Here is a 13,319-nt window from a genome sequence, read left to right as displayed (position 1 = left end):
AATTAACAGATCAACGTGATTATTTGTAATTCGGCTACCAGTGGGTGTCGACCGGGGCCATCAACACGATGTACTGCGTTATGCGGGTTATTTTCGTCCGAAATCTGCCGGGTTTTCGCCCCAGTAATCGGTTTCCCACTTCAGGACCGGATTGGCATAGGCATGGGTAGCCAGCCAGCGCTCGGCGCGGTCAATGAGCTCAAACAACACCGCATTGTGGGGCGTCGGGTCAAGCTTTGTGTTTGCCTTCTTTTTTTTGACCCAGCTGATAGCCGTTCTCGAATCGGAGTATACGGGTATATTGCTTTTCTTCTGATGCAGCAACGCCAGAGCGTGAACAATGGCCAGAAACTCGCCGATGTTGTTAGTCCCGTCGGCATAGGGTCCCATCCGGAAAATATACTGTTTGGTGGCCAGATAGATGCCCTGGTACTCCATGTCGCCGGAGGCTGTATTCCAGGCCGCATCAACGACCATACTGTCTTCGATGGGCTTGCCGGCAAAAGCCGGTAAGCTGGCAGCTGCCGCGGCCCCTTTTGTTGTACCGGCACCGATATGGAGGTGCGGTTTTTCAGAAAATGCTTTCTGCGCCACGGCTTTCGAATCGAACGATTTGTACAACGCTCCGTCAAATCCTTCTACCTGTTGTCTGCAGTCGTCCCAGCTGTCATACACACCGCTTTGCCGGCCCCGCCAGACAACGTAAAATTTAGGCTTTTTGGCCATAACATGTCACTTGGTATCCGGCAAAGATACAGCCTCTTGAGAATGGATTAAAATTTCTTTACAATTCACTGATTTACAGGTAATTAAAAATACGTTAAAGCATTGCATTCCCCTTGCGGATGCTGTAATTTTGAGGAACCAAACCCACCCCGCAAAGGTTATTCAGATAGCATATACGATGAGTTGGGTTTTAAGCGTTATTTGATTGATTTAACCACTAGATACTGTCGCTTTTGCGATCCGATACAATGAAAGTCAAAGCCATAATTTCCAGTTTATTCATTGCGGGCATGATGGCGGCTTGTTCTCCAGCCATCACCGTACAATACGACTACGACCCGAAGGTCAATGTCCGTCAGTTCGCTACATACCGGATTGAAGCAGATCGTCAACGCAATGCCGACCCGATTGTGGGCAGCAACCTGAACCAGCGCCGTATTGCCGACGCGCTCGACCAGTCGTTGAAAGGCCGTGGCTATAAGCCGGTGCAGGATGGTGAAGCGGACCTCGTTGTCCGGTTCTTTACCGACTCACGGGACCGCCAGCAGGTACAGTCAAACAATACATGGAGTCCCTACTGGGGTTGGGGCTGGGGAATGCCAAACAATCAGGTATATACCCGTAACTACGAAGAGAACCGCGTTGTCATTAATGTCTATGATGCCCGTACGAATGACATCATCTGGCAGGGCTGGGCAAAAGGTCAGCTGAATACCAAAAAAGAACGCGAACGCGATACGGCTTTCCGGGAAACCGTAGCCAGCATAATGAAAAACTTCCCTGAAAGCGCGGGACAGGATTACGGAGCTGCTCGCTAACTTTTAAGCCGGAAAATTGATAAAAACCCCGACTCTGGCGAGCCGGGGTTTTTATTTCGTCTCAGGTTTTGTTTTTTTGAGGCTGATTATCAACAACTATTCATGGCAATACCGACCAAACGTCCCTTCATGTACTCACTCCTTGCAGCATTAGGCTTGCTGTTGCTGGGTCTGGCGGGGTTGCTATGGATCAGCTATTTGCGCGAACAACGCTATCAGGACGAAGTGAAGAGTCTGCAGTTTGAACTCTCCCGAAAACAGGACAGCCTGCAACGGTTACAGGAGCAGTTACTGTTTCCCTTACCGGATAAACCCGCCCGTGATACCAGCGATGGCTGGAATAATCCGCCGGAATCGGCTAAGCTTTCGGTGGATAAATAAAGGAACCCATTTGTTTTTCGCCTCCGAGTTGTATTTTAGGCCTTATTTCCACCTTAAAGTAACTTGCTTGCCTGACTATGTTCAGCTACCAGTTTGCGGCACAAACGAATATCGGCGGTCGTAGGGAAAACCAGGACAGTTACGGTTCCGGTATGACCCCCTATGGTTTCGTCGTGACCGTGTGCGACGGCATGGGAGGAGCGGCCGGTGGCAAACGGGCGGCCGAGACCGCCGTGAACCTGATCATACGCGATCTGAAGACCAGTGCGCATGATACACCGGCACTCGCCATTGTGGCTGCCGTCGAGACCGCGAATCAGGCTATTTTTCAGATCAGCCGGTTAAAAACCCACCTCCACGGTATGGGGACTACGGCGACGGTTCTGCTGGTTAACAAAGAGGCCGTCTATATTGCCCATGTCGGCGACAGCCGGATTTATCATCTTCGTAATCAACAGATTTTATTCCGGACGTTTGATCACTCAGCTGTTTTTGAACGGGTATTAATGGGCCAGATGACCGAAGAGGAAGCCCGCCTCTCCCCCGAATCCAATATCATTCTACGTGCCCTGGGCGTGGATGCGGAAGTCGATATTGACCTGCATGAATCAACCTGGCGACCCGGCGACCGCTTTGTGCTCTGTACGGACGGGGTATCGGGCATTATGCCGGAACCGGAACTACTGGCCCGGCTCACTCAACCCAAGATTCCGGCTCGTATCGCCGATGAGCTTACCGAACACATCAACCACATTGGCATTGCGCAGGGTGGCCGCCACGACAACCTCACGGTTGCGGTGATCGATATGGGCTAATCAGAGCCTTATCCAGCCAACCATCCGGTTCCGCTGCCGGATAAGCTGGTATCCGTTAAATGCCCCCAACACATCCACTACAGCGCCGGCCGGTAATCTGTCTACCACGGCGGCCGAAGGAACAGCGGATTCAACCAGATCGGTCGGTTTGTTCAGTGTTAGCTGCCGCAGGCTACGGGCAGCCGTTTCTACCGCATTATTGCTCAGGTACCCAGTGATTCCATCCGGCAACGCTACCCGGAGCCAGTCTGCTGTTCCGCCCAGAATAGTCAGCGCCGCTGTTTTAGGCAGGCTGCGGACAATGAGCCCGTCTCCATGGGGTGCATTCCGCAGAAAGGCCTGGTTTACCGCTACCCTGACCGAGTCACCTAACCGGCCTGCAGCCAGTAACGGCTGACGGGCAGGGCCAGACCCCAGCCGGATAAACGGCAGCGGATCGACCGCTCCTTCTCCACCCGAATAAATACCGAAATGAAGGTGTGGGCCTGTAGTACGCGCATTGCCGGTATTACCGACAAACCCGACCGTATCCCCTGTGGATACGCGCTGCCCGTCTGTGACATGCCAGCGGTCGAGATGAGCATAGTATAGCCGCTGATTCCGGGCGTTATCCGACAGAAACACAATATTCCCGCCCAGTTCGTTGACACCCACCCGCGAGATAATACCATCTGTAACGGCCAGGGCGGGGGTGCCGCGCGGCGCAAAAATGTCTACCCCTTCGTGCCGGCGCTGGCCGCCGTCGCGGGAGGCGCCGAAAAAGCTGCTGATTTGCCGGCTGGTTCGGCCCTGAACCGGAAAGCTCAGCAGGGGCTCACGGCTTATGGCAATCGTATACCGGCCACTGCGCAACAACTCCGGCTGAATCCGGATCAGGTGCATCCGCGTCCGCCGTACCTCCCATTCCAGTTGATTAGTGTCGGCCTTCGACGAAACGACCAGATTCGGGCGATTCGCCGGAGCGCGGTCATCCAGTTCAAAGACGTCGATAAATACCTGTCCTTCTTTCTGCCCCTGGATATCAACCCGGATAATGAGTTTATCCCCTCGCTGTGCATTGAGGCGGTAGCCGACCGCAAAGGGCCTTCCCGCCGCGAAATACCCTGATTCCCGATAAGGAATCGAAATTTGTAACGAGTCACGCAGCGCCCGTTGGGCAACATCCAGCCAGTCAATGCCCAAAGCTGTCCGGTCCAGCTTTGCTGATTTCAGCGATTGTTCATATTGTTCATGTGGGGACGTACTACGGAATAACCCTGTGGCCGGTCCGACTCCGTTACAAGCCTGCAGCAAGACAATTGCACCCGGCACCGCGAATGATACCAGTTTATGTAATAAGACATATCTGCTCCTGTTTTTCATACATCATTGAGTAAGCTTATAAAACCGAAACCAAAACAGATACGTATGGTTGATAATGTTCCTGAAAAACATTGAGTATTATAGCCACAAAAGCAGGTGTGGAAAGAAGTACACAGTTCCCCGAATTTATGTTCTGAGGGCGCTAAGCAGCTCTTTTGTATGCATGTTTCCGGCTTTTATAGACATGTTTTTTTTGCAACAAACGAATATCTGTACTTATTCACATAACACATAACCCTAATAAATAACTAAAAATCAGATAATTATATATACAAGTTTATCTTTTCAAAGAAAAGTAAAAAAAATATCTCTAACTGCTATTACATTTCCTATTAGTTGTGTAGATTTGTACACATAATTCTACAATATGGGGAAAAAACTCCCCAATGTGTCTTTTTTTATCTGCCGTATTTGATTTTCATCCATCGTAACCATATACAAAAAGCCGTCTTTGAGAGACGGCTTTTCTTATGTAGACCAATTACACAAAAATTTGATATTGAGGCTATTATCTCAAAACGGGCATTGCATTTGTTAAAAAAAAGGCAAAAAAATAAGCTGGTCAATGTGCCAGCTCTTTTTTTACCCACCGTAACTTGTACTATTGTATTATTTAGAATCGCAAACCCCGTGCCAGTCACATTAAGGGGTTAAATTTATTTTTACGCATTACTGCGCTTTGTCCAGATATATACCGGAATGCCTAATCCGGCGATCAGTAAGCCCATACCGGTATTAAATGTTTTTGTCCACAACAGAATACCGCAGATGGTTAAACCGGCAACAATATAAAGAGCCGGCACCAATGGGTACCCAACAGCTTTGTAGGGCCGCTCGGCATTGGGTTCTTTACGACGGAGAACAAAAATACCCGTAATGGTCACGATATAAAACACCAGCGACGCAAAGGTACAGTAATCCAGCAAATCGCCGTAGGTACCCGATAAGCAAAGCAGCGAGGCCCACAGGCATTGCAGCCACAGGGCGCGGCCAGGAACCGCATTGCGGTTCAGGTGCGAGGCTTGCTTCAGAAACAGACCATCCTGCGCCATGGCATAGTACAACCGCGCTCCGGCCAGAATCAATCCGTTATTGCAGCCAAAGGTAGAGACCATAATCAGGGCGGCCATAATGCCTACCGCTACATTCCCGAAAATGGTCTGCGCCGCCGCCGTAGCGACCCGGTCAAACTCCGCAAACTGAATCCCGCGGCCAATTACGTCTGTAGCGACCGGTGACCCCTTCAGTGGCAGAATTGACAAGTACGAGACGTTAGCCAGGGTATAAATCACGGTGACCATCAGCGTACCGAAAAACAGGGCTAACGGAATATTTTTGCGCGGATTCTTGATTTCGCCGGCAATAAATGTCACGTTGTTCCAGGCATCAGCCGAAAACAAGGACCCCACCATCGACGTTCCGAACGCCAGCACCAGCGCCATGCCAGCCAGCGGCATCACCGACCCGTCGGCCGATGTGGTGGTGGCCTCCCAGGCATGCTGCAGGTTGGCACTCAACGTATCCTTGCCTAAACCCACCCCGATACCCAACAGGATAATCCCGAACAGGGCAATCAGTTTAGCCGAGGTAAATACGTTCTGAATGATTTTGCCGCTCTGAATCCCCTGGCTGTTGATCCAGGTCAGCAAGACCAGGCTACTGATGGCAAACAACTGCCCCAGCGATACCTTAATGGCCCCAAGGGTAAACAATACGTTCTGGGGATTAAACGCCGGAACAAACACCGCCGTGTAGCGGGCAAAGGCCACCGCAACCGCCGCAATCGTTCCGGTCTGAATAACCATAAAAACGGTCCAGCCATAGACAAACCCCCACAAAGGCCCGAACGCCCGCTGGATGTATACGTACTGCCCGCCGGCCTTGGGCATCATCCCCGCCAGTTCGCCGTAGCTGAGCGCCGCCGTTACGGTAATGATACCGGTTAAAACCCACAAAAGCAGCAGCCATCCGGACGCACCGAGGTTACGGGCCATGTCGGCTGAGACAATAAAAATACCGGACCCAATCATGGAGCCGGATACAATCAGGGTTGAGTCGAGCAGACCCAGTGAGCGTTTAAAATCGGTCTTTTCGTCGGTAGAGGCCGGGGTCATAATGTCTTGCGGTAATAGGAGATGTTTGTTGAACGGAATGATTATGGGCACTAATCAGTGCAAGAAACAACAAAAGTGGTACTTTTGCCAATTCGTTATACATCATCAACGCGGAATTTTTACGTGCAATTTGCTTAATTTGATTCATTCGTTTTCATGATTATCCCTCTTGCCCATCGCGCAGGACAAACGCAGGAATACTACTTCTCGGTCAAACTGGCCGAAGTCCGCAAACTCCTGGCCGCCGGCCACGATGTCATTAATATCGGCATTGGAAATCCTGACATGATGCCGTCAGTGCAAACCCTTCAGACATTGGCTGATGCAGCCTATCGTCCGGACTCACATGGCTATCAATCGTATAAAGGAACGCCCGCTTTACGGCAGGCCATTGCCCGTTTTTATGCACATACGTATGGCGTTGACCTGGAGACAGAAACGGAAATCCTGCCCCTGATCGGCTCTAAAGAAGGGATCACGCACATTTCCATGACGTTTCTGAACGACGGCGACGAAGTGCTGGTGCCCGAACTAGGTTACCCTGCCTATCGCGCGGTAAGCCGCATGGTGGGTGCCGTTGTTAACGAATATCCGCTCGACGAACAACGCGGCTGGCAACCGGACTGGGATAGCCTGGAGGCCCGCGTTTCGGATAAGACAAAAATCATCTGGCTCAACTACCCGCATATGCCTACGGGCGCTCCGGCTTCGCGCACACTGTTTGAGCGGTTTGTCCGGTTTGCTCATGACCATCAGGTACTGCTTTGCCACGATAACCCGTATAGTCTGGTCCTGAACCAGAAAGCTCCCATCAGCCTGTTATCGGTTGACGGGGCGCGGGAAGTAACGATTGAACTTAACTCCATGAGTAAGTCGTTCAACATGGCGGGTTGGCGGATCGGCTGGATAGCCGCCGACAAACCGTACATTGATGCCGTGCTGACCATCAAGAGCAACGTCGATTCGGGCATGTTTAAACCGATGATGGATGCTGCTGCCGTAGCCCTGGGCAACTCCGACGAGTGGCACGCGGAACGGAATGCGGTGTATGCCGGCCGTCTGGAAGCCGTGCATGCGTTCCTGGACGCGCTGCACTGTACATACGCCACCGATCAGGAGGGTATGTTTATCTGGGCCAAACTGCCGGAATCGGTTCCGTCGGCCGAAAAGCTGGTCGATGATCTGCTGTATCAGAAACACATTTTTATTGCACCGGGCTTTATTTTCGGGCCCAAAGGCAACCGGTACATCCGGATTTCGCTTTGTATGCCCAAAGAACGCATTTGGGAAGCCGTTAACCGTCTGAAAGTATGAACGTTTCGATCATAGGCATTGGTTTACTGGGTGGATCGTTTGCCCTGGCCGTCCGCGAAAAATACCCGAAAATGCACTTCATCGGCGTTGACACCTCGCCGGTGCATGGCCAGCTGGCCATTGCCAAAGGCATTGTTGACGAGTGCCTGCCACTGGAAGAAGCCGTTGCCAAATCCACGCTGGTATTGCTGGCCACCCCGGTAAATATCATCACGGATATGCTCCCTAAGCTGCTCGATCTGCTGCCCGAAGGGGCTACACTGACTGATCTGGGGTCGACCAAGGAACTGATCTGCGATGCCGCCGATCAGCATCCGAAGCGCGCGCAGTATGTAGCTGCTCATCCGATGGCGGGCACCGAAAACTCGGGGCCGGGCGCCGCATTCCGCGACCTGTTACCAGGCAAAAACCTGATTATCTGCGACCGCGAAAAAAGTGCCCCCGACAGCATTAAACTGGTCGAAGCGCTGTTCCGCGACATCGGGATGAAGATTTTCTACATGACCCCGAAAGAACACGACCTGCACCTGGCCTATGTCTCGCACCTGAGCCACGTGAGTGCATTTGCGCTGGGCCTGACGGTTCTGGAGAAAGAAAAAGACGAAAATACGATTTTCGAGATGGCCAGTACGGGTTTTAGCTCAACCGTACGTCTGGCAAAGAGCTCGCCGCAGATGTGGGCACCGATTTTCGATCAGAACCGGCAAAATGTATCAAAAGCCCTCGGTGATTACATTGAGTTTCTACAGCAGTATAAAGCCATTATCGACAATCAGGATATTGCCGGTTCGCTGGATTATATGCAGCGGGCTAACGTCATCCGGCGGGTGCTGGAAGGAATTGAGAAAAAATAAATCCTGCTGTTATGTTAGAGTATGAGAGCCTTGCCCGAACCGGCGAGGCTTTCTTTATAAGCCTCAAGCGTCTGACCGGTATACTCAACAAACGCTTTTTTAAAGGCCTTCCGGCTTGCAAAACCGCACTCATGCGCCAGCAGGAACAAGTTCATTTCCGCCATTTTCGGATTCTTCAGCAACACTTTCATAGCCTCTATCCGGTATTCTGCCAACAGCCGGTCGAATGGTTTACAGATGCCGCGCATCAGTACCTCCGCCAGCTGGCAAACTGTCATTTGCGCGTGGGCCGCTAAGCATTCCGGGGTCAGTTCCGGATTAAGGTATAACAACTCGCGATCGAGTACATCCTGCAACCGGCCCGATAAAACCATAAGATCAACCTCCGTTAAACAATTGGTCATCGGTTGCTCCTGTTTTGCGGATCCGGCCTGCGACACACCCTGCCATATACCGGCGGCATACTCCCGGACGGAAAGCACTGTCTTGTAAAAAGCGGTACCCAAAAGTGACTCTGCCATGACTGGAAATGAAACGTGCATATATTTTGGATGCTTAACGGGCTGTAAAGGTTGTAAACGTTATGACAAATTTCATACCGCCTTTATATTCACCTATCTATCAATTAATTACGCAAAACAAAGCAACTTTAATATGTTCGGTTCCGAACAAAATGTGTACGAAACCGAACACCTTTTCCTGAAAAACCGTTGCCTCATCAACAGGCTGGTGCGTATGCCGCCATGCTAACGATAAGCTTACCAACACTCAATTCACTCTACCATGAAAGTAAATATTGGTATCAACGACAACAACCGGCAGGCGGTTGCCCATGAGCTGTCTAAATTGCTGGCTGACGAATATGTGCTTTACACAAAGACCCGTCATGCCCACTGGAATGTAGAAGGCCCTGACTTTTACGACAAGCACAAGTTTTTTGAAAGTCAGTACGAACAACTGGATACGTTCATTGATGATATTGCGGAGCGCATCCGTGCAATTGGCCACTATGCACCGGCCTCACTGAGCAACTTCCTGAAAATGACCCACCTGACAGAAGAAATCCGCAGCGAAAACAGCAGCAAGGGGTTTATTGCCGAGTTACTGACCGACCACGAAAGCATCATTATGAACCTGCGCGGGCTGGCCAATACCTTTGCCGGCGACTACGGAGACCTCGGTACCAGCGATTTCGTTACGGGCCTGATGGAAGAACATGAAAAAATGGCGTGGTTTCTGCGCGCTCACCTGCGCTAGGCCATAACAATAAACCACTCACTTTCAATTTCTTAAATTAAATTACCGCATAGTCACATTAGACCACAAAGAAGATAAAAACTATGTTTTCTGATGTGGCTCTGTGGTAATCCGCACCTTTCCTCTCTCCCTGTGTTTCCATGCTATAACGATAAAGCGGCTTGTCCTGCGTATTTTTGCGGTGCATATCAATTTTCGTTAAGCCAGTGACTCCAACAATCGGCATTTTAGGCGGTGGCCAGCTGGGCCTCATGCTCCTGCAAGCCTCCATCGACTGGAACCTACGCGTTCATATTCTCGATCCTGATCCGGAAGCCCCCTGCCGCCACCTTGCAACCCAATTTGCGGTAGGCTCGTTGCTCGACTATGATACCGTGTATCGCTTCGGTCAGTCGGTCGATGTATTGACCATTGAAATCGAAAAAGTAAACGTTGAAGCCCTGGAAGCGCTCGAGCGCGAAGGCAAAAAGGTATATCCGCAACCGGCTGTCATCCGGACTATTCAGGATAAACGACTCCAGAAAGCGTTTTACCGTCAGCATGGCCTACCAACCGCTGATTTTATCCTGACTGATAACCGCGCCGATGTCGCCGGGTATGCTGATTTTCTGCCGGCATTCCATAAACTTGGCCGCGACGGTTATGACGGTCGCGGGGTGCAGCGCATTGCTTCTGCCGCTGACCTCCACAAGGCCTTCGACGCGCCGGGCGTCCTCGAAAAAGCTGTTGATTTTGAGAAGGAACTGGCTGTCATCATAGCCCGTAATGCCAATGGGGAGATGCAGACCTTCCCGACGGTTGAAATGGTCTTTCATCCCGAACTCAACCTTGTCGAATACCTGTTCGCACCGGCCGAAATTACGGCGGAGGTCAACGAACAGGCCCAGCAGATTGCCCGTCAGACCGCCGAAGCCTTTGGTATCGTCGGACTGCTGGCCGTTGAGCTCTTCCTCGATAAAGACGGGAAAGTGTTGATCAATGAGGTAGCTCCCCGCCCCCATAACAGCGGCCATCATACCATCCGCGCCAACGTGACCTCGCAGTTTGAGCAACACTGGCGGGCCATTCTGAATCTGCCGCTCGGTGATACAGACTTTTACCAGCCCTCGGCCATGCTGAATCTGCTGGGCGAAGACGGCTTTACCGGCCCGGCCAGATACGAAGGTCTGGAGACGTTGCTGGGCATGTCGGGCGTTTTTCCGTTTTTCTATGGCAAGGCCATTACGAAGCCGTTCCGGAAGATGGGCCACGTAACGGTGATGGATACTGACATGGACCGGCTACGCGAAAAAGTCGCCGTCGTTCGCGACAGTATCCGTGTTATCGCCTGATAATTTTGTAAAAAATTGCGGAGTGGCCGCAAGTTTCGGGGCCTAATGTGGCCTAACGATCAGTTAGCAGCATTATTAACCCTGAAATTATCATGAAACCAACCACTCCCGTACTGGCTGGCTGTGCCCTGCTGTCGATTGGCAGCGTGGCACAGGCCGCAACAATGGGCTTGTACGTCTCGCACGCAGACCACGTTTTAGGCACCTCACTCGATCTTAAGCTAATCGCTTCTTCGGAAGCCGGCGCCAGGCGGGCCGAACAGAAAGCGATGCAGGAAATTAACCGGCTTACCGGGATTCTGAGCGGCTATGACACCCAAAGCGAATTCAGCCGGTGGGCCGCTACCCAACACGAGGCCATTCCGGTTTCGGAAGATCTGTTTTCGGTTTTACAGCTGTTTGACCAATGGCACGGCCAGACAAACGGAGCTCTGAGTGCATCAGCTCAAACCATCAGCCAGTTATGGCAACAAGGTGCCATTGACGGACAAACGCCATCGGCAGCCGCAAAGGCAGAAGCCATTGACCTGGCCGGCCAAACTCACTGGCTTCTGGAGCCAGCTTCCCGAACGGCGACCCGCGTCAGCACGGCTCCGTTACGGCTGAACACCTTTACCAAAAGTTATATTATCAACAAGGCGTGCGAGGCGGCCATGACAGTCGATGGCATTGATGCCGTGGTGGTTAACGCGGGTGGCGACATCATCGTGCGGGGTAAACATGCCGCCCCGATTGCCGTCGTAAATCCGCGGGCCAGTGCCGAAAACGACGCGCCAATGGCCCGGCTATCGGTGCAGAATCAGGCCGTAGCTACCAGCGGAGACTATCGGCGGGGAGTACAGATTGATGGCAACTGGTATTCTCACGTGGTTGACCCGCGCACGGGCGAACCGGCGTCGGAGGTGATCAGCGCAACGGTCGTTCATCCGGACGCGGTGGTGGCCGGAGCCTTGTCGACCGCTTTCAACGTAGCCAGTGCTGGTGAACGTGAAGAACTGACCCGCGCTTATCCTGAGGCCGCTTATCTGCTGGTGACCAAAGACGGAAAGCAGCTGAGCAATGCAAAATGGAGCGATCTGGCCGTAACGATGCCCGAATCAACGGCGGTACTGGTTGCCGATGCGTCCGACCGGCTGATGTCGGCCAAAGTACTGGGTATATCCGCCGCCAAACCCTGGAACCCCGACTACGAACTGTCGATTAACCTGGAGCTGGCTAAATTTGAAGGCCGCTTCCGCCGACCGTTTGTAGCGGTATGGGTAGAAGACGAAGACCGGAACCCGGTCCGTAATATTGCGTTGTGGTATAACAAGCCCCGCTGGCTGCACGAACTAAAATCCTGGTATAACAACACCCGGCAGCAGGAAGGCTTTGATCCGGCATCGATTGCCGGCGCGACGCGCTCGCCGGGAGCCTACACCCTGAAATGGGATGGGAAGGATGATAAAGGCCAGTTTGTGAAAGCAGGCAAATATACCGTGGTGATCGAAGTGGCCCGTGAACACGGCACCTATCAGATCATGCGGAAGGAAATGAGTTTCAATGCGAAAGCCAAACAAGAAACCCTGGAAGGTAATGTCGAAATTTCAGCCGCGTCCCTGGACTACCACAAAAAGACAGGCAATCCATAAGGACGGTGTGAAGGCCGCGCATCAACCCGCCTGGAAACGACAACTGGCCTCCGCCGCCCGCTGGCTGCACATCTACCTGTCGATGATCAGCTTTGCGATTCTGCTGTTCTTTGCGGTAACAGGACTCACACTGAACCATACCGAGTGGTTCGGCGAGCACGTAACCACGGTCGGGCACAAAGGGAAACTGGACGCTAAGTGGGTTAATTCGCCGGATACCAACCAGATTGCCAAACTGGAGATCGTTGAATTTCTGCGTAATACGCACGGCATTAAAGGCTCACTTGGCGATTTCCGGATCGATGATCAGGAGATTTCCCTGTCGTTCCGGGGCCCCGGCTATACGGCCGATTCGTTTATCGACCGCGAGTCGGGTGAGTATGAACTGACCGAATCGCGGATGGGGTTTGTGGCCGTGATCAACGACCTGCACAAAGGCCGCGATACAGGAAGTTCATGGTCGCTGGTGATTGATATTTCCGCCATTCTGATGACGGTTGTCTCCCTGACGGGTCTGGTGCTGATGGTCTTTCTGAAGCGCAAACGCCTCGCCGGCTTGCTCATCGCCGCCATCGGTACGCTCATCAGCTACCTGATTTACGCCCTGCTGGTTCCTTGAAAAGAATGAATAATGAATAATGGGTAATGAATAATGGATAATGAGTAATGGGTAATGAATAATGGCTACGCAGCGCTCATTGTACATTATCCATTTT

The 13,319-nt window shown here is 52.0% G+C and carries 13 protein-coding genes; 9 read left to right on the top strand and 4 right to left on the bottom strand.

The genetic code is table 11. The features are described from left to right. Window positions 1–87: 87 nt before the first annotated feature. Entirely contained in the window at window positions 88–726 is a 639-nt protein-coding gene (locus BLX24_RS13445) for a ribonuclease H1 domain-containing protein (protein ID WP_071503676.1), read from the bottom strand. Between the two features lie 248 nt (window positions 727–974). Here BLX24_RS13445 and BLX24_RS13440 point away from each other — a divergent pair, with 248 nt between their 5' ends. The 3 genes from BLX24_RS13440 (at window position 975) to BLX24_RS13430 (ending at window position 2,740) form a co-directional block, all read left to right on the top strand. Next, entirely contained in the window at window positions 975–1,544 is a 570-nt protein-coding gene (locus tag BLX24_RS13440) for a DUF4136 domain-containing protein (RefSeq protein ID WP_071503675.1), read from the top strand. 129 nt (window positions 1,545–1,673) lie between these two features. Further along, complete coding sequence (locus BLX24_RS13435; RefSeq protein WP_071503674.1) at window positions 1,674–1,925, top strand: hypothetical protein; 252 nt, start codon at window positions 1,674–1,676, stop codon at window positions 1,923–1,925. 77 nt (window positions 1,926–2,002) lie between these two features. Further along, window positions 2,003–2,740 carry a PP2C family protein-serine/threonine phosphatase gene (locus BLX24_RS13430; protein WP_071503673.1) on the top strand — a complete coding sequence of 246 codons (738 nt, stop codon included), beginning with the start codon at window positions 2,003–2,005 and terminating at the stop codon, window positions 2,738–2,740. Here the strand turns inward: BLX24_RS13430 and BLX24_RS13425 are convergent, their stop codons facing one another. Together BLX24_RS13425 and BLX24_RS13420 are read right to left on the bottom strand one after the other, a co-directional pair. Beyond that, window positions 2,741–4,102: a M23 family metallopeptidase gene (locus BLX24_RS13425; RefSeq protein WP_071503672.1), complete on the bottom strand. Its 1,362-nt coding sequence runs from the start codon at window positions 4,100–4,102 to the stop codon at window positions 2,741–2,743. 662 nt (window positions 4,103–4,764) lie between these two features. Then, the gene (locus tag BLX24_RS13420) at window positions 4,765–6,216 is read right to left on the bottom strand and encodes an APC family permease (protein ID WP_071503671.1); all 1,452 of its coding nucleotides are present in this window, start codon (window positions 6,214–6,216) and stop codon (window positions 4,765–4,767) included. 156 nt (window positions 6,217–6,372) lie between these two features. On the opposite strand from BLX24_RS13420, the gene BLX24_RS13415 reads away from it, so the two are divergent. Together BLX24_RS13415 and BLX24_RS13410 are read left to right on the top strand one after the other, a co-directional pair. Further along, window positions 6,373–7,530: a pyridoxal phosphate-dependent aminotransferase gene (locus BLX24_RS13415; protein ID WP_071503670.1), complete on the top strand. Its 1,158-nt coding sequence runs from the start codon at window positions 6,373–6,375 to the stop codon at window positions 7,528–7,530. Continuing rightward, window positions 7,527–8,384, top strand: a complete 858-nt coding sequence (locus BLX24_RS13410) for a prephenate dehydrogenase (protein ID WP_071503669.1) — start codon at window positions 7,527–7,529, stop codon at window positions 8,382–8,384. Before BLX24_RS13415 ends, BLX24_RS13410 begins: the two co-directional genes overlap by 4 nt. 14 nt (window positions 8,385–8,398) lie before the next feature. On the opposite strand, the gene BLX24_RS13405 is transcribed toward BLX24_RS13410, so the two are convergent. After that, window positions 8,399–8,905: a helix-turn-helix domain-containing protein gene (locus BLX24_RS13405; RefSeq protein WP_071503668.1), complete on the bottom strand. Its 507-nt coding sequence runs from the start codon at window positions 8,903–8,905 to the stop codon at window positions 8,399–8,401. Window positions 8,906–9,167: 262 nt separating this feature from the next. Here BLX24_RS13405 and BLX24_RS13395 point away from each other — a divergent pair, with 262 nt between their 5' ends. The 4 genes from BLX24_RS13395 (at window position 9,168) to BLX24_RS13380 (ending at window position 13,222) form a co-directional block, all read left to right on the top strand. Next, a complete protein-coding gene (locus BLX24_RS13395) occupies window positions 9,168–9,641 on the top strand; it encodes a Dps family protein (protein WP_071503666.1) in 474 nt (157 codons plus the stop codon). Between the two features lie 206 nt (window positions 9,642–9,847). Next, window positions 9,848–10,972 carry a 5-(carboxyamino)imidazole ribonucleotide synthase gene (locus tag BLX24_RS13390; protein WP_083421959.1) on the top strand — a complete coding sequence of 375 codons (1,125 nt, stop codon included), beginning with the start codon at window positions 9,848–9,850 and terminating at the stop codon, window positions 10,970–10,972. A gap of 92 nt (window positions 10,973–11,064) precedes the next feature. Next, complete coding sequence (locus BLX24_RS13385) at window positions 11,065–12,603, top strand: DUF2271 domain-containing protein (RefSeq protein ID WP_071503665.1); 1,539 nt, start codon at window positions 11,065–11,067, stop codon at window positions 12,601–12,603. After that, window positions 12,548–13,222 (top strand): PepSY-associated TM helix domain-containing protein, encoded by a 675-nt coding sequence (locus BLX24_RS13380; RefSeq protein ID WP_071503664.1) that lies wholly within the window; start codon window positions 12,548–12,550, stop codon window positions 13,220–13,222. The genes BLX24_RS13385 and BLX24_RS13380 overlap by 56 nt, the downstream gene beginning before the upstream one ends. Window positions 13,223–13,319: the final 97 nt, after the last annotated feature.

The organism is Arsenicibacter rosenii, assembly GCF_001870735.1.
GTDB lineage: Bacteria > Bacteroidota > Bacteroidia > Cytophagales > Spirosomataceae > Arsenicibacter > Arsenicibacter rosenii.
The sequence above is the reverse complement of the archived record's forward strand: the minus strand, read 5'-3'. Positions and strand labels throughout refer to the sequence as shown.

What these genes read in the sequence shown, in the direction of transcription:
- BLX24_RS13445 (WP_071503676.1), bottom strand. Translation starts at nt 726, where the DNA reads ATGGCCAAAAAGCCTAAATTTTACGTTGTCTGGCGGGGCCGGCAAAGC.
- BLX24_RS13440 (WP_071503675.1), top strand. Translation starts at nt 975, where the DNA reads ATGAAAGTCAAAGCCATAATTTCCAGTTTATTCATTGCGGGCATGATG.
- BLX24_RS13435 (WP_071503674.1), top strand. Translation starts at nt 1,674, where the DNA reads ATGTACTCACTCCTTGCAGCATTAGGCTTGCTGTTGCTGGGTCTGGCG.
- BLX24_RS13430 (WP_071503673.1), top strand. Translation starts at nt 2,003, where the DNA reads ATGTTCAGCTACCAGTTTGCGGCACAAACGAATATCGGCGGTCGTAGG.
- BLX24_RS13425 (WP_071503672.1), bottom strand. Translation starts at nt 4,102, where the DNA reads ATGAAAAACAGGAGCAGATATGTCTTATTACATAAACTGGTATCATTC.
- BLX24_RS13420 (WP_071503671.1), bottom strand. Translation starts at nt 6,216, where the DNA reads ATGACCCCGGCCTCTACCGACGAAAAGACCGATTTTAAACGCTCACTG.
- BLX24_RS13415 (WP_071503670.1), top strand. Translation starts at nt 6,373, where the DNA reads ATGATTATCCCTCTTGCCCATCGCGCAGGACAAACGCAGGAATACTAC.
- BLX24_RS13410 (WP_071503669.1), top strand. Translation starts at nt 7,527, where the DNA reads ATGAACGTTTCGATCATAGGCATTGGTTTACTGGGTGGATCGTTTGCC.
- BLX24_RS13405 (WP_071503668.1), bottom strand. Translation starts at nt 8,905, where the DNA reads ATGGCAGAGTCACTTTTGGGTACCGCTTTTTACAAGACAGTGCTTTCC.
- BLX24_RS13395 (WP_071503666.1), top strand. Translation starts at nt 9,168, where the DNA reads ATGAAAGTAAATATTGGTATCAACGACAACAACCGGCAGGCGGTTGCC.
- BLX24_RS13385 (WP_071503665.1), top strand. Translation starts at nt 11,065, where the DNA reads ATGAAACCAACCACTCCCGTACTGGCTGGCTGTGCCCTGCTGTCGATT.
- BLX24_RS13380 (WP_071503664.1), top strand. Translation starts at nt 12,548, where the DNA reads ATGTCGAAATTTCAGCCGCGTCCCTGGACTACCACAAAAAGACAGGCA.